Origin of the sequence: Streptomyces sp. NPDC050625 (assembly GCF_040654755.1) — a bacterium.
Lineage (GTDB): Bacteria > Actinomycetota > Actinomycetes > Streptomycetales > Streptomycetaceae > Streptomyces.
This window is the reverse complement of the sequence record NZ_JBFAIQ010000004.1, coordinates 378,520-394,233: the sequence shown is the minus strand read 5'-3', so window position 1 is coordinate 394,233 and position 15,714 is coordinate 378,520. Positions and strand designations below refer to the sequence as shown.

9 protein-coding genes and 2 pseudogenes are annotated in these 15,714 nt (G+C 69.0%); 5 read left to right on the top strand and 6 right to left on the bottom strand.

What is annotated here, in order from left to right; all coding sequences use genetic code 11:
• Positions 1 to 4: 4 nt before the first annotated feature.
• Entirely contained in the window at positions 5 to 1,885 is a 1,881-nt protein-coding gene (locus AB0I54_RS12200; protein ID WP_363295859.1) for a propionyl-CoA synthetase, read from the bottom strand.
• A 145-nt stretch (positions 1,886 to 2,030) separates the two neighbouring features.
• Positions 2,031 to 2,639: a helix-turn-helix domain-containing protein gene (locus AB0I54_RS12195; protein ID WP_363295858.1), complete on the bottom strand. Its 609-nt coding sequence runs from the start codon at positions 2,637 to 2,639 to the stop codon at positions 2,031 to 2,033.
• An 81-nt stretch (positions 2,640 to 2,720) separates the two neighbouring features.
• On the opposite strand from AB0I54_RS12195, the gene AB0I54_RS12190 reads away from it, so the two are divergent.
• The 4 genes and pseudogenes from AB0I54_RS12190 (at position 2,721) to AB0I54_RS12175 (ending at position 7,010) form a co-directional block, all read left to right on the top strand.
• Complete coding sequence (locus AB0I54_RS12190) at positions 2,721 to 3,146, top strand: DUF4345 domain-containing protein (RefSeq protein WP_363295857.1); 426 nt, start codon at positions 2,721 to 2,723, stop codon at positions 3,144 to 3,146.
• 196 nt (positions 3,147 to 3,342) lie between these two features.
• A pseudogene (locus tag AB0I54_RS12185) lies at positions 3,343 to 4,977 on the top strand (NPCBM/NEW2 domain-containing protein); the annotation flags it as partial.
• 33 nt (positions 4,978 to 5,010) lie between these two features.
• A pseudogene (locus AB0I54_RS12180) lies at positions 5,011 to 5,436 on the top strand (NPCBM/NEW2 domain-containing protein); the annotation flags it as partial.
• A gap of 101 nt (positions 5,437 to 5,537) precedes the next feature.
• Positions 5,538 to 7,010 carry a phosphatidylinositol-specific phospholipase C domain-containing protein gene (locus tag AB0I54_RS12175; RefSeq protein WP_363295856.1) on the top strand — a complete coding sequence of 491 codons (1,473 nt, stop codon included), beginning with the start codon at positions 5,538 to 5,540 and terminating at the stop codon, positions 7,008 to 7,010.
• Between the two features lie 22 nt (positions 7,011 to 7,032).
• On the opposite strand, the gene sbnB is transcribed toward AB0I54_RS12175, so the two are convergent.
• Genes sbnB through AB0I54_RS12155 form a run of 4 tightly spaced genes read right to left on the bottom strand, consistent with a single transcriptional unit; the run spans position 7,033 to position 14,134 of the window.
• Positions 7,033 to 8,103 (bottom strand): 2,3-diaminopropionate biosynthesis protein SbnB, encoded by a 1,071-nt coding sequence (gene sbnB, locus AB0I54_RS12170; RefSeq protein WP_363295855.1) that lies wholly within the window; start codon positions 8,101 to 8,103, stop codon positions 7,033 to 7,035.
• Complete coding sequence (locus tag AB0I54_RS12165) at positions 8,100 to 9,104, bottom strand: TauD/TfdA family dioxygenase (RefSeq protein ID WP_363295854.1); 1,005 nt, start codon at positions 9,102 to 9,104, stop codon at positions 8,100 to 8,102. Before AB0I54_RS12165 ends, sbnB begins: the two co-directional genes overlap by 4 nt.
• A 38-nt stretch (positions 9,105 to 9,142) precedes the next feature.
• Positions 9,143 to 11,671, bottom strand: a complete 2,529-nt coding sequence (locus tag AB0I54_RS12160) for an amino acid adenylation domain-containing protein (RefSeq protein ID WP_363295853.1) — start codon at positions 11,669 to 11,671, stop codon at positions 9,143 to 9,145.
• Between the two features lie 42 nt (positions 11,672 to 11,713).
• Complete coding sequence (locus AB0I54_RS12155) at positions 11,714 to 14,134, bottom strand: Pls/PosA family non-ribosomal peptide synthetase (RefSeq protein WP_363296077.1); 2,421 nt, start codon at positions 14,132 to 14,134, stop codon at positions 11,714 to 11,716.
• 334 nt (positions 14,135 to 14,468) lie between these two features.
• Here AB0I54_RS12155 and sbnA point away from each other — a divergent pair, with 334 nt between their 5' ends.
• A complete protein-coding gene (sbnA, locus tag AB0I54_RS12150; RefSeq protein ID WP_363295852.1) occupies positions 14,469 to 15,455 on the top strand; it encodes a 2,3-diaminopropionate biosynthesis protein SbnA in 987 nt (328 codons plus the stop codon).
• Positions 15,456 to 15,714 lie beyond the last annotated feature (259 nt).

Here is a 15,714-nt window from a genome sequence, read left to right as displayed (position 1 = left end):
CCGTCTACCGCGGCCGCAGAATCGGCCGGAGGTCGTCCAGCGCCCCGGGGTCCTCGATGGTGGAGGGCATCGGCACGTCCCGGCCGTCGGCGATGCCACGCATCGCCTTGCGGAGGATCTTGCCGGAGCGGGTCTTGGGCAGGGCGTCGACCACGGTCACGTCACGGAAGGCCGCCACCGGTCCGATGTCCCTGCGTACCGCGGCGACGAGCTCTTCGCGGAGAGTGGCCTCGTCCGGATGCATACCGGACTTGAGCACGACCAGTCCGCGTGGAAGCTGTCCCTTCACCTCGTCGTGGACACCGATCACCGCGCATTCGGCGACTGCGGGATGCGCCGCGAGTACGGCTTCGATCGCGCCGGTGGACAAGCGGTGCCCGGCGACATTGATGACGTCGTCGGTGCGGCCCATCACGAAGAGATAGCCGTCCTCGTCGAAGAAACCGGAGTCGCCGGTGGTGTAGTAGCCGTCGTGCTCGGCCAGGTAGGCGTCGATGTACCGCTGGTCGTCGCCCCAGAGCGTGGGCAGCGAGCCGGGCGGCAGGGGAAGCCGGACGGCGATCGCTCCTTCCTGGCCCCTGGGCATCCGCTCGCTCGTGGCCGGGTCCAGGATCTGGACGTCGAATCCGGGTACGGGCACGGTGGCCGACCCGGGCTTGGCGGGCATCAGTTCGAGTCCGCGCAGATTGGCCGCGATGGGCCAGCCCGTCTCGGTCTGCCACCAGTGGTCGATGACGGGCACGCCCAGGGTGTCGTGGGCCCAGCGGTAGGTGTCCGGGTCGAGGCGTTCTCCGGCGAGGAAGAGGGCGTCGAACGCGGAGAGGTCGTAGCGCGACAGCTCGGTGGCATCCGGGTCCGCCTTGCGGATGGCCCGCAGCGCGGTCGGTGCGGTGAACAGTGCTTTCACTCCGTACTCGGAGATCACTCGCCAGAAGGCGCCGGCGTCCGGTGTCCCGATGGGTTTGCCTTCGTACAGCACCGTGGTGGCACCGATCAGCAGCGGTGCGTAGACGATGTAGGAGTGGCCGACGACCCAGCCGACGTCCGAGGCCGCCCACCAGGTGTCGCCGGGACCGATGCCGTAGATGTTGCTCATCGACCAGGCCAGGGCGACGGCGTGACCGCCGTTGTCGCGCAGTACGCCCTTGGGCCTGCCGGTGGTTCCGGACGTGTAGAGGATGTAGAGGGGGTCGGTTGCCGCAACCGGCACGGGATCGACCGGCTTCGCGGTGGCGACCAGCTCGTGCCAGTCGAGGTCGCGATGGTTCAACTCGGCGCGTGCGGCGTCGCGTTGCAGTATCACGATGTGTTCCGGCTGGTGCCGGGTGGTCTGCAGCGCCTCGTCGATGATCGCCTTGTAGTCGATGACGCGGGTCGGTTCGATTCCGCAGGACGCCGCCACGACCACCTTGGGCTGGGCGTCCTCGATGCGGGCGGCGAGTTCCTTGGGGGCGAATCCGCCGAACACGACCGAGTGAACGGCGCCGATGCGCGCGCAGGCGAGCATGGCGATGATGGCTTCCGGCACCATCGGCATATAGATGATCACCCGGTCGCCCTTGGTGACGCCGAGCGCGGACAGCGCCCCGGCGAAGACGGCCACGGCATCGCGCAGTTCGGCGTAGGTGTACGAGGTCTTCGTGCCGGTCACCGGGGAGTCGTGGACGAGTGCCGTCTGCCCGCCGCGCCCCGAAGTCACATGCCGGTCCAGGGCGTTGTGGGCCGTGTTCAGCTCACCGTCGGGGAACCAGCCGTACAAGGGCGCCCGAGAGGCGTCCAGGGCTCTGGTCGGTTTGCGGGACCATTCGATGGCCTCGGCCGCCTCCAGCCAGAACCCCTCCGGGTCGGCCAGGCTTCGGCGGTGGACATCCGTGTACTTCCCCATCAGGCAGCTCCTCGTCGAATCGCCTCGGCACCACGTCTGCTCCGCGCCCGGCCGCACGGTCACCTCGTCGGAACGTTTCCGCCCTGTCTGATCAGCATGCCACTCCGCGGGTGTCCCGCACCGGCGGAGCATCGACAAGTCGATGTCAGCGGGGCCAGTCCGGCGCGGGGTCCTCGTCCAGGAGGGGCCGGATGGCGCCCACCGCGGCGCCGACGCACACGTCACGCAGTTCGGTACGGGTACAGGTCTCCTCGGTGAGCCAGTCCACGCACAGCACCTGGACGAACACCAGCCAGCTCTTCAGGACGCCCGACACGGCATCCCGGGTGCTGTCGTCGGCGAGCGGGAGCACGCCGAGCAGGCGCTCCCGCAGGGCATCGAGTTCATTCGTCATGATCGTCTGGATCAGGCGGTCACCGGCCAGCACGCGATTGGCCGCCAGGACGGTGTTGCGGTTCTCCGCGAAGTACTCGATGTGCGCGTCCAGGCCCTGGGTGAGCTGTTCGACCAGGGTGGCGGTGGGGTCGAGCCGGGTCTTGGCGAGCAGTTCGTCGGCGACCTGCTGGTAGAGCGCGGCGAACAGGTCCCGCTTGCTCGGAAAGTGCCGGTAGAGCAGCGCGCGGGAGACACCGGCGCGCTCGGCGACGTCCTCCATCAGCACCTCGTCGTACGGCTGCGCGGCGAAGAGGCGCGCGGCGACCGTGAGGAGTTGGGCGCGGCGTTCGGCGGGGCTGAGCCGCTGACGGGGAGGCACGACCGCATCTTACTTGACACATGTCTACTAAGGGGCTCTAGCCTAGTAGACACACGTCTACTAGCTGGGGGCGCTGACGTCATGACCAAAGCCAAGGCACTCCGGGTACTCGTCGTCACCATGGGGTACGCCTGCGTGGCGATCGGGTTCTTCCATGTACTGCTCGGCAACGCGGCGATCCCGGGCGAGCGGTCGGCCGGGCCGACGATCGACAGTCTGGGCCGGTTCTTCGGTGCGATCTTCGCCGGGTACGGTCTTGCCTGGCTATGGGCGGCCCGGCACTCCCCGATACCGGCCGCGGCGGTGCGATGGCTGGCCGGTGTGTTCCTGCTGGGCGCCTTCGGGCGACTGCTCTCGCTCGCCACGCACGGGTGGCCGCATGCGTTCCAGGTGACGCTGGGAGTCATCGAACTGGTCCTGTCGCCGGTGCTCCTCCGGCTGGCGGACGCCGAGGAGAAGGCGCTTCCCGTCCTGGCCCAGGGTGAAGCCGCGCAACGGCGCACATGAGGAGAAAGCGCATCCGAACCCTGCGGCACAGCAGCGGACTCAGCCAAGGGGACATAGGTATTGACATGCTCCAGACAGGACGCTGGGATGTGGTGACTTTCGTTCGCCCGCGTTTGATCGTGTGCACCACTCACCCCCCTGGGAGCCGCACGTGTCTGCCGAACGACGCCTTCGCAGAAAGCAGTTCGCCGTGGCCATGGCCGCCCTGTGCCTGGCCGTCCCGGCCCTCGTCGCGGCCGGGCCCGCGTCGGGCACGGTGACGATGCCGGTCGCGGGCCCCGCCGTGGACAACGGCCTCGCCCGCACCCCGCCCATGGGCTTCAACAACTGGAACTCGACGCACTGCCGGGCCGAGTTCAACGAGGACATGGTCAAGGGCATCGCCGACGCCTTCGTCTCCCTGGGACTCAAGGACGCGGGCTATACGTACGTCAACATCGACGACTGCTGGGCGCTGCCGAACCGGGACACGAACGGCAACCTCGTGCCCGACCCGGTCCGCTTCCCCCACGGGATCAAGGCCGTTGCGGACTACGTCCACTCCAAGGGCCTCAAGTTCGGGCTCTACTCCAGCGCCGGCACCAAGACCTGCGACACACAGGGCTTTCCCGGCGGGCTCGGACACGAGCAGCAGGACGCCGACCTGTGGGCGTCCTGGGGTGTGGACTACCTCAAGTACGACAACTGCAACAACAACGCCGTGGATGCCAAGCAGCGGTACAAGGCCATGGGAGACGCGCTCAAGGCCACCGGCCGCCCGATCCTCTACAGCATCTGCGAGTGGGGCGAGAACCAGCCCTGGAACTGGGCGGCGCAGTACGGGAATTCATGGCGTACGACCGGGGACATCTCCGACTCCTGGTCCAGCATGATCGGCATCGCCCACAAGAACCAGTCCCTGGCCCCGTACGCCGGGCCGGGCGGCTGGAACGACCCCGACATGCTGGAGGTCGGCAACGGCGGCATGACCGACACCGAGTACCGCACCCACTTCAGCCTCTGGGCGCAGATGGCGGCGCCGCTCCTGATCGGCACGGATCTGCGCGGAGTGTCGTCGGCCTCGCTGGACATCCTGAAGAACACCGACGTCATAGGCGTCGACCAGGACCCGCTCGGCCGGCAGGGCACGGTGGTGTCCTCGTCCGGCGGTCTCGTCGTGATGTCCAAACCTCTTGCCGACGGCGGCCGGTCGGTGACGCTGACCAACGAGAACACGACCGCGCGAACGGTGTCGACGACGGCGGAGGCCATCGGCCTGGGCGGTTCGACGTCGTACTCCCTCAAGGACCTCTGGTCCAAGCAGCAGTCCACCACGACGGGTGCGATCAGCGCGTCCGTGCCCGCGCACGGCACGGTGATGTACCGCGTCACGCCCGGCACGCCGGTCCCGCCGCCGACGGGCATCCATCAGCTGAGCGACCTGCCGTGGACCTCGGCGGTGAACGGCTGGGGTCCGGTCGAACGCGACCGCAGCAACGGCGAACAGGCAGCAGGAGACGGCCGCACCCTCACCGTCAACGGCACCACCTACACCAAGGGCCTCGGCACCCACGCGAGCAGCGACATCACGTACCACCTGGGCGGCAGCTGCAAGTCCCTGCGGGTGGACGTCGGTGTCGACGACGAGTCGACCGCGGGCGGGTCCGTCGCCTTCCGGATCTACCGGGACGACACGCTCGTCGCGGACAGCGGCGTACGGACGGCCGCCGATCCGCCGCTGCGCCTCACGGCGGATCTGACCGGCGGGACGACGCTGCGACTCGTCGTGACCGACGGCGGCGACGGGATCGACTACGACCACGCGGACTGGGCCGATGCCCGGCTCGCGTGCGGCAGCGGCCCGACGGCCGGCACGCACGCGCTCAGCGATCTGACGTGGGCCTCGGCGACCAACGGCTGGGGTCCGGTCGAGCGCGACCGCAGCAACGGCGAGAAGGCCGCCGGCGACGGCCACACCCTCACCGTCAACGGCACCACCTACACCAAGGGCCTCGGCACCCACGCGGCCGGCGACGTGACGTACTACCTCGGCCGTGCCTGCTCACGCCTGACCGTGAACGTGGGCGTGGACGACGAGGCCGGCGGGAGCAACGGGTCCGTCGTCTTCCGCCTCTACCGGGACGACACGCTCGTCGCGGACAGCGGCCGCATGACGGGCGCGGACGCGGCCAGGACGCTCTCCGCGGACCTCACCGGAGGACTGGAGCTCCGCCTCTCCGTCACCGACTCCGGAGACGGCGTCAACTACGACCACGCCGACTGGGCGGCACCGCAACTGACCTGCGCCTGATCAAGAACGGGCGCCGGGCCCCCGGCACCACGGGTGCCGGGGGCCAGACTCACCGCTCCCTGGTCTGGACCTGTTCGAGAATCCGGCCCTATATTGCTGGCATGTTCCGGTCAACGCGCTCCGCACGGCTTCTCCGCCGCGCCGCCCTCGCCGCTGCCCTCGCCCTGACGGGCGCCGCGTTCGGCGTGCTGACTCCCGGCTCCGCCGCGGCGCAGCCGTCCACTTCGACGGACGCCTTCAACAGCCTGACCTCGCAGAGCCATCCGGACTGGATGGGCCGAGTGAACGGCGCACTGGCTCTGGGCAGCCTGTCGATCCCCGGCACCCACGACACCCTGGCCATTCACGGCGGTTGGCTCTACCCGTCGGCGTACGAAACCCAGGAGAACCAGGGCGACAGCGCCGCGACCCTCAGCGCACAACTCGACGCCGGCATCCGGGCGATCGACATCCGGGTACGGGTCGTGGGCGGTGCGTTCGCCATCCACCACACCAACGTCTACCAGAACGCCAACTTCGACGACGTACTGTCCAGGGCCCGCGACTTCCTCACCGCGCACCCCACCGAAACGGTCCTGATGAACCTGCACGGTGAATGCGACGGAGACACCACCGAGGGCGGCAGTGGCAGCACGTCGATCGGGCACTGCGCCGACGACCCGTCCGACACCACCGCCGCGGACCGCATGCGCATCTTCGGGGACTACCTGGCCCGCTACCCCGGGCTGTTCTACGCGCCGACGGTCACCGGTACCTCCACCGCCGCCATGCCCACCCTCGACCAGGCACGCGGCCACATCGTGCTGACCCGGTTCACCGGGCCCCGCGGGCAGACCTACTCCGGCTACGGGCTCACCCAGCTGACGAGCGGAGACTGGGGCCACTACATCACCGACGACTGGAGCCAGTGCGATCTCGGCGCCAAGTGGAACGGGGTCAGGGACAACCTGACCGAGGCGGCGTCCGATCCGTCGGGCGCGATGTACGTGTCGTACACCTCGGCCAACTGTGCGCCGACCGGGGCGACTCCGGCCGACATGGCCGGCGGCTACGGCGGCGGCACCGGGCTGAACCAACGCACGCTGGACTTCCTCGGCGGAGGCTATTCCGCCCGCACCGGCGTCGTCATGACCGACTTCCCGGGACACGCCCTCGTCGCGGCGCTCATCCGCCACCAGCCCGGCGGCCTGTCCGGTCACCTCTCCTCCGGGCTGTCCGGCAAGTGCCTGGACGCCTACGGCGCTTCGGCGGCCAACGGCACCAAGGCCGACCTGTGGACGTGCAATTCCAGCGCCGCCCAGTACTGGACCGCCGCCCCCAACAGCACCCTGCGGCTGGGCGGTGCCTGCCTGGACGTGACCGGCGGCAACACCGCCGACGGCACCCCGGTGGAACTGTGGACCTGCACCGGCGGCTCGAACCAGCGCTGGACCCAGGGCGCCGGAGGCCGCCTGGTCTCGGAGCAGTCCGGCAAGTGCCTCGACGTTCCGGGGTCGTCCACGACGGACGGGACCCAACTGGTCATCTGGCCCTGTAACGGCGGCACCAACCAGCAGTGGTTCCTGCGCTCCTAGGTCACGGCGGTGTCGGAAGCCTTCACCCGTGTCGGCGCAGGTCGTGGAAGAAGTCCTCGACGACATGGAGTTGTCCGGAGCGCGCCGTCTCGTCGTACACGTATTTGCCGACGGCGAGGTCGAGTACGCCGAGGCCGAACGGCGAGAACACCAGGGGCCGGTCGGTGGGGGGCGTCACTCGTCCGGTCATGACGTCGGCGAGTGTGCCGTGCAGGAAGTCGCGGTTGCCGCTGAGTTGTTCGGCCAGGTGCGGGGAGGTGTCGGCCTTGAGGCAGTGGTCGACGTCGTCGACGATGTTGGTCGAGGCGAGGATGATCCGGGGCGCCAGGTCACGCAGGGACACATGCAGAACCAGCGGGTTGTGGTCGAACCAGGCCGGATCGCCGACGTGTGGCTCGCCCGCGACGGTGGCGAACACGACGAGGTCGCTGGAGCGGATGAGCTCCTCCGGGTCGTCGTGCACGGTGATCCGTCCGGCGCTGCCGGTCTGTCGGAGGTAGTCGCTGAAGCCCGCGGCGCTCTGCTCGGACAGGTCATGGACGCCGGTCTCGTCGAAGGACCAGCCCACGGCGGTCAGGAAGGTGTGGATGTAGCGGGCGATCAGACCCGTGCCGAAGAACCCGATACGCGTGGGCCGTTGCCGGTTGCGGGTGAGGTGGTCGGCGGCCAGTGCCGCGGACGCGGCGGTTCTGGTGGCGCTGATGATGGAGCTTTCCAGGCAGGCGAAGGGATAGCCGGTGTCGTGATCGTTGAGGATCAGGACGGCGGAGGCCCTGGGGATGCCCGCCTGGACGTTGTCGGGGAAGCTGGAGATCCATTTGAGGCCGTCCACCCGGTCCTGCCCGCCGATCGAGGCGGGCAGCGCGATGATCCGGGAGGTGGGCCGGTCGGGGAACCGCAGGAAGTAGGACGGCGGGTTGACCGACTCTCCGGCGGCGTGCAGCAGATAGGTGGCCTCGATGAGGTCCACGATCTGCGCTTCCCGGCCCTGCAGCGCGTGCTGGACCTGTGCGCCGGCGATCACTGCGAACGACGGCACGGTGTACGGCTGGGACATGGCTGGCTCCATTGCCGTGGAAGGGGCGTTGGTCATCGGCTGCTCGTCTCGGCGGGCGGCGCGCACGGGGCCGGCGCGAGCGGCTCGGCCATGGCGACGAGTACGTCACGTGGTCCTTGGTATGCCTCCCTGCTGTGTGCCGTGCGCACATTGTCGACGAGCATGAGGTCCCCGGGCCGCCACGGCGCGCGGGCGGTGTGGGCCGCGTAGGTGTCGTTGAGGAGCCGGACGACGTCCGGACCGATGGGGTCGCCGCCTCCGAAGCGGGTGTTGAACGGCAGCGAGTCGGCGCCGTGGACGTCGACGAGGTAGTCGCGGATCTCGGGTTCGATCGTCCATTCGTTGAGGAAGGCGATCTGGTTGAACCAGCAGCGGCGGCCGGTGACCGGGTGGACCGTCACGGCGGCGCGGCGCTGCCGGGTGCGCAGACTGCCGTCGGGCTGCCAGGCGAACGCGATGCCGGCGGTGCGGCAGTAGTCCTCGACGGCTCGGCGGTCATCGGTGCCGAAGGCCTCGCTGTAGGGGGCGCCGATCTCGTCGTTGTAGGTACGGGAGAGCAGCCAGCCCTCCCGCTCGAAGCGCTCGACCAGTTCCCTCGGCAGCGCCTCCAGGACGGCGGAGGCGTCGGCGACGGCGGTGGCTCCGCCGGTGGCGGGCGCGGTCAGGCAGGCGAACAGCATCAGGCCGGGTGGCCGGAGCAGGTAGCTGAGTTCGTGGTGCATGCACATCGGCTGGGTCGGTGGCCAGGCCGAGGAGGAGTACACACCCGGGGCGTACGTCCTGCGGGGAGCAAACGATTCCCTCTCGGTCATCAGGGCCGGGGCCAGACGGCGGAGGACGGCGCCGGCCTGGGCCGCGTCGCGCAGATGCAGGCCACGGACGAGGACCGCGCCGTGTTCGGTGACCAGGGTGCGCAGGGCGTGACGGTGGTCGGCCGCCCACGACGGGGCATCACCGGGGGTGTCCACGTGCAGGATCGGGGGCTTGGCGGGGTTCAGGTCCACCTTGAGGAGGGACGCCGGAGTCGCGTAGGACATGGTGGCTTTCCTTTCGATGTGGTTCGGCGCGATGTGGTTCAGCTCGATGTGGTTCGGCAGGACGTCATGGGTTCGGGCGCGTGGTGCTCGGGGCGCTGGTCGACCAGGGCGGCGAGGTCGGTGAGGACCGGGTGTGCCGTGACGTCCTTGAGGGACACGGTGCGGTCCAGGGCTATGGCGAGCTTCACCGCCGAGAGGGAGTTGCCGCCGCGGTCGAAGAAGTGGTCGCGGCGTCCGATACGGTCCTGCGGCACGCCGAGGACACGGCCCCAGGCGGCCGCCAGCCGCTGCTCGGTCGGTGTGGCCGGGGGCTCGTGACCGTCCTCGCTGCCGGCCTGATCGGTGGCCAGCAGCGTCAGCGCCTTCTTGTCGATCTTGCTGTTGGCGGTCAGCGGCAGGCTTTCGCACCAGTGGAAGGCGGCCGGGACCATGTAGGCAGGCAGCGAGGCACCCAGCCGGTCGGCGAGGTTCCCGGCGTCGACGGGGTTCTGCGCGGAGTAGAAGGCGACCAGGTGCTTGCTGCGATCGGCGCGCTCGGTGACCACCACCGCGCCGTCGCGGACACCGGGAAGGCGCAGCAGGGCGTTCTCGATCTCGCCGATCTCGATCCGGAACCCGCGGATCTTGACCTGCGCGTCACGTCGGCCGAGGAACTCCAGCTTGCCCGAAGGATGCCAGCGGCCGTAGTCGCCGCCGAGATAGAGGCGTGTGCCGGCCCGGTGCGGATCGTCGAGATAGGCCGCTCGGGTGCGTGCGGGATCGTTGATGTAGCCGCGGCCGACGCACACTCCGGAGAACGCGATCAGGCCCGGGGCACCGAGCGGCACCGGTGCGAGGTGTTCGTCGACGACGTAGATGTGCACGTTGTTGACCGCACGGCCGAGCATGATGCGTTCCGGCGCCCGGTGCATGACCTCGTGGTTGGTGTCGTCCGAGGTCTCGGTGAGCCCGTAGGCGTTTACCAGCCCGATCCGGGGCTGGGCGGTGAACCAGCGCTCGGCGAGCTCCTTCTTGAGCGCCTCCCCGGTGACCGACACGTACCGCAGGTCGGGCAGCGCGCGGGGGCGCTGTTCGAGCTCGGTCAGGACGGCTTCGAGGTAGGAGGGCACGACCTGTACGACGGTGGCCCCGCCCTCGGTGACGGTGTCGAGGAATCGGGGGACGTCGAGGATGGCGTCCTGTTCGACCAGCAGGGTTCGCCCACCGGTCAGGAGGGCGCAGAGCAGTTGCCACAGGGAGATGTCGAAGCACTGCGGAGCGGTCTGGGCGACCACCTGTCCGTCACCGATCTCGAGGTCGTCGATCTTGGCGTAGAGGTGGTTGAGCAGGCCGGCGTGTTCGCACATGGCGCCTTTCGGCTCACCGGTGGAGCCGGAGGTGAAGTAGATGTAGGCCAGTTGGTCGGGCGTGACGTGGATGCCGAGGTCGTCGTCCGGCTGGTCTTCTTCGTACGCCGCCTCGACGAAGAGCCTCTCGACTCCGGGCAGCGAATCGAGGGCCCGGTCGAGGGTGGTGGTGCTGCCGGGTTCGGTCAGCGCCAGGGTGCAGTCGGCGCGGGAGAGCACGGCAGCGATGCGCTCGGCCGGGAAGTGCGGCTCGACAGGCAGGTAGACGCCTCCGGACTTGAAGACCGCGAGGACCGCGGCCAGCCAGTCCAGGTTGCGTTCGGTCACCACCGCGACGACGTTCTCGCGGGTCGACCCGCGGGCGGCAAGGGCGCGGGCCACCCGGTTTGCCCGGGCGTTCAGCTCCGCATAGGTCCATTGCCGGCCGGCGTGCACGGCGGCGACGGCATCCGGATGCGTCCGCACCCGCTCCTCGAACAGCTCATGCACCCGCGCGTTCGGCAACTCTCGTTCGGGACCGGCGAGTTGTTCCAGCTGGAAGCGCTTCTCCGCGGCGGACAGCAGGCTCTGGCGGGCGTGTTCGGCATCGGGGTCGGCGGTCATCAGCGCGAGCGCGGTCAGGTGATACCCGGCGATACGGGCGGCGCTTGCGGCGTCGAGCATGTCGGTGCGGTAACGCAGCCGCAGCATGAGCCGGCCGCCCCGGTGCCGGATGCCCACTCGCAGCGCGGTGCCCTCGGTGAGGTCCCCGTCGATCGCGGTGAGATCGAGGACGGTCTCGAACACCGGCCCGGTCAGGCCGAGTTCGCGCCGGAGCCGGTCGAAGTCCTCGGCCGGAACGGCCTGGTGCGCCCGCAGTTCGGCGACCGTCCGACGGCTGGTGTGCACGAGTTCCCACCAAGAGGCGGGCGCGGTGGTGAGCCGGCACGGCAGTGGGCGGCCGTTCTCGGTGACGTACCCGGTGGTGATCTCGCGCTCCGCGGACAGTGCCGCGAGGACCTTGGCGTGCGCCGCCAGCAGAAGCGCATCGATCGGTACCGCCAGTTCGTCCGCCAGTCGGCGCAGCCGGGCCATGGTGCCGTCGGGGGCATGTGCCTCGTACTGGCCCACGCCGGGCGTCGGGTGGAGGGTCCAGCGTGGTGCGGCGGTGAATCCGCCGGCTGTCAGCACGCCGCGCCAGTACTCCAGGCCGTTTCGGGTGTGGTTCGGATACGTTGCCACGGGTCGTTTCCTCTGCTTGTCGCCGGTGCTGGGGTCGCGGGCTCAGTTGCCGGGCATCTCCCGGGCCGGGTTGCCGGCCCACTGGGTGTGCGGGGAGACTTCCTCGCCCTTCAGCAGGAAGGAGTCAGGGGCCAGTGCGGCGCCGTCGCCGATCGTCACGCCGTAGTGGACGAAGGCACCGACCCCGAGGGTGCAGCCGCTGCCGAGGGTGCTGCGGTCGGACTTGAAGGCGCCGTCCTCCTGCGAGTGGCACTGGACCACGGTCCCGGCGTTCAGCGTGGTGTCGTCGCCGATGGTGACGAGGGTGCGTTCCGGGAAGAAGCAGCCGTCGTCGAAGACCCGCTTGCCGATCCGGGCCCCCAGGAGCCGCCAGATCATGCCCTTGAAGGGGGTGCCGTCGAACATCTGGATGTAGTCGACCGAGGCCAGCTTCCAGAAGCGTTCGTGGTGCCAGAAGGGGGGCTCGTAGATCGAGCAGTACAGCGGCTTCTGCGCCCTGAATCCGGTGGAGGCACGTTCGATCAGTGCGAAGTAGACGACGGTGAACGTGAGCGTGAGGACGCCGGCCAAGGCGATGGCTGGTGCGCCGAGCGAGGGAAAGAGGGCGGCCGCACCCATGGTGATGAGGGTGATCACGAAGAGATGGAGGAACCGCGCCGAGAGGTAGAGGCCGGCGGTTGCGGCATTGTGCCTGTTCTTGGCGGCCAGGCGGCGGCGCAGTTGGTCGCCGGTCTCCAGGTGGTTGAACCTGTTGTCGCGCATCACTGTGCGCGGGATCTCGAAGCTGGGTGAGCCCAGCAGGCCCACGCCCTCACGTACCGGGCCGTCGATCGGGACCATGACCTTCGTGGCGAGCAGACAGTTGTCGCCGGTCCTGCCCTGAGAGGGGTAGGCGATGCGGTTCCCGAGGAAGTTCCGGGGGCCGATCGACGTGCGGGACACGCGGAAGGACGTGCTGGAGAACTCGGTGTTCATGAGGGACAGTCCGTCGGCGATCATGGTGCCGGTGCCGACCGAGCTCAGGTAGGGGTTGTCCTGCTGTATCTCGGTGCCGAAGTTCGACCCGGTCTGCTCGATACGCGACAGGTCGTATCCGAGGTAGCGCAGGTAGTGCACGATGGCGGAGCTGTCGCCGAAGAGCGCGGTGAAGAACTTCCTGTTGGTCATCAGCGCGATCGCCCGCTGGATGCCGTAGTGGAAGCCGTACAGGGGGTAGACCTTGCCGGGCTCGATGGCCCGGTTGAGGACGCGCGGCACGGTACCCACGACGAGGAGACCGGCGAGGAGGGAGCCGAGGAAGAGCACCAGGGACGCGGTCAGCGCTTCGACGTAGAACGCCGCGCTGCCCACCGGCCGGGGCTCCAGGAACGCGTGCAGTTGCGGGACGCCGGACAGCAGGGCACTCGCGCCACCCAGCGTCAGCGGCAGCCACACCAGCAGCAGGCTCAGCAACTGCGCAGCGCCGTATGCGGTCCTCTTGCGGGTGGGGCAGTCGGCGGGGCGGACGGTCCGGTAGTCCACGTCGGTCGGCTGTGCCGGGGAGCCGTGCCAGCGCCGGCCGACGGGAACGGCCTGGCCGGCGTGCAGCGAGGAGGCGTGGCCCAGCTGGGAGTCGTCGCCCATCGAGGTGTCGATGTCGAGGACCGTGTGCTCGCTGACGAGCACATTGCTGCCGAGCGTGACCCGACCGGTCTGGATCAGGCCGCCGTGGGCGCGGTAGCAGGACAGCAGCACGTCCTTGCGGATGACCGTGCCGTCCCCGACGGTGAGCAGATCAGTGCAGACCGGGGCCGTGCGCGTGAGGATCGTGACGCCTCTGCCGATTCGCGCGCCGAGCGCCCTGAGGTAGAGCACATAGAGCGGTGAACCGACGAACAGGCGCATGGGGCTGGTGCGGATCAGGGTCTTGACGATCCAGAAGCGCAGATAGGCCATGCCCCACAGGGGGAACGCGCCGCATCGCCAGCGGCCGACGAGTGTCCACTTCGCCACGATCGGGAAGGTGCACAGGCCGAGAAAGCCCGCGGCCGCGAACAGGACCGACCTCAGGTAGCGGTCGAGCAGGCCCGAACCTGCGGAGATCCAGTCATAGCCTTCGGCGACAGCGAAGGCGGCGAGGCAGGAATAGGCCAGGAAGACCAGGAACTGCAACATTCCGCAGACGAGGTATCGCCGGGTGGCGACCGCTGTCCCCGCGTCGGCCGACGGACGCGCCGATGCCGGTTCCTCCGCTGCTGAGGACGGGGACGGGATGGGCGCGGCGTCGGAAAGTGCGATGGCAAGGCTCCGGATGGTCGGGTACCGGTAGATGTCCTTCATCGACACCGTAGGCAGATCCTCCCGCTTCCTCACTCGCGCGCAGAACTGCGCCATCACCAAGGAATCGGCACCCAGGTCGTCGAAGAAGTGACTGTGGGCAGATACCTGCTCGACTCGTACGACGCCGGCCAGCACCTCGGCCATAAGGCCCGCTGTTTTGTCCAGCACGATTGCTCCTCGAAGACGATGCGGTGAGTGTCGGTCGGTGCGTACGGATTCGTAACGCCCGCCTCTTCAGTAGGCCCGAGTGGAGAATTCCTGTCCCGTCCCTGAATTTCGGGTCTTGACACCGAACGCCGGTCTTGATAGCCGACCGCTCGCCTCCCCGCCCGGTGGGGCCGCCTATGCGCACACGGGGCGCATGTCAAGCCCCGAATTTCGGTGGCATGACACGGGCGCTCCGAATTGGCGTACTGGAGACGTTCCGGCGGGTCGAAACTCGCCGCCGAATTCCTCTCCCCCGATCGAGGAGACGAGCATGCCTGTCATATCCGCCCCCCAGGCCTTCAACCAGGACGACCTCTACGTCGACCTGGAGGGAATCTTCGAGCACCCCTTGTTCCTCAAATGCGAGGGATTCAATTTCGCAGGCTCGATCAAACTGAAGGCCGCCACCGAAATGGTCGAGGCAGCCGAACGCGACGGCCGGCTGACACCGGACTCGATTCTGGTGGAGTCGTCCTCGGGCAATCTGGGCGTGGCGTTGAGCATGATCGCGGCCAACAAGGGATACCGGTTCGTGTGCGTGACCGACTCCCGCTGCAACCTGGCGACCCGGATGATGATGGAGGCCCTGGGCGGCCAGGTCCACATCATCACCGAACCCGACCCGGTCGGCGGCCTGCTCGGCGCACGCATCCGGCACGTCCACGCACTGTGCGATTCCGACGACCGGTATGTGTGGCTCAACCAGTACGCCAACCCCAGCAACGGCATGGCCCACTACCGAAGGACGGCCCCGGCCATCGCCCGGCAGTTCCCTGACCTGGATGTGCTGTTCGTCGGGGCCGGAACCACCGGGACACTGATGGGCTGCGCACGCTACTTCCGCGAGTGGCACCGGCCGGTGCGCGTCGTGGCCGTCGACGCCATCGGCTCGGTGACCTTCGGCGGCGCACCTGGCCGGCGGATGATTCCCGGTCTGGGCACCAGCAGGCGCCCGCCGCTGCTGGACGAGTCGTATGTCGACGATGTGGTGCGCGTGGCGGAGGCCGACACCATTCGGGCCTGTCACCGGCTGGCCGGGCGCGGGTTTCTGTTCGGGGGTTCCACCGGCACCGTGGTCAGCGGCGCGATGGACTGGCTGGCTCGTCGGGACGAGCGGGAGCTGACCGCGGTGGCCATCGCGCCGGATCTGGGTGAGCGGTATCTGGAGACCGTCTACCAGTCCGCGTGGGTGGCGGACCTGTACGGCGATGAGGTGCTCGACTCCCGGCAGCTCAGCATCCCGTCCCGGGCAGCCTGACCACCGGGTGGGACCGACGCGCCCACGACAGTCGGCGACCGGCCCCACCCGCCATGCCTCACCCGGCGTGCACGGTTCCCGCGTAACGCTGGACGAAGCAGGTGCCGGTGCCCGCGGTGACGGTGACGTCGTACCGCCGCCGTCGTTGCGCAGTTCCAGTTCCAGCGACGCGCTCTCCGGGCGCCCTGAGTGCCGCAGCCGCGCGGTGACCGCCGGCACCGCCACGTCGTCCTGGCCCTCACGGACGACGGTGCCGGAG

Excerpts from the sequence above, each read along its gene's own strand:
- AB0I54_RS12200 (WP_363295859.1), bottom strand. The coding sequence starts at position 1,885 with ATGGGGAAGTACACGGATGTCCACCGCCGAAGCCTGGCCGACCCGGAG.
- AB0I54_RS12190 (WP_363295857.1), top strand. The coding sequence starts at position 2,721 with ATGACCAAAGCCAAGGCACTCCGGGTACTCGTCGTCACCATGGGGTAC.
- AB0I54_RS12175 (WP_363295856.1), top strand. The coding sequence starts at position 5,538 with ATGTTCCGGTCAACGCGCTCCGCACGGCTTCTCCGCCGCGCCGCCCTC.
- sbnB (WP_363295855.1), bottom strand. The coding sequence starts at position 8,103 with ATGACCAACGCCCCTTCCACGGCAATGGAGCCAGCCATGTCCCAGCCG.
- AB0I54_RS12165 (WP_363295854.1), bottom strand. The coding sequence starts at position 9,104 with ATGTCCTACGCGACTCCGGCGTCCCTCCTCAAGGTGGACCTGAACCCC.
- AB0I54_RS12155 (WP_363296077.1), bottom strand. The coding sequence starts at position 14,134 with ATGGCCGAGGTGCTGGCCGGCGTCGTACGAGTCGAGCAGGTATCTGCC.
- sbnA (WP_363295852.1), top strand. The coding sequence starts at position 14,469 with ATGCCTGTCATATCCGCCCCCCAGGCCTTCAACCAGGACGACCTCTAC.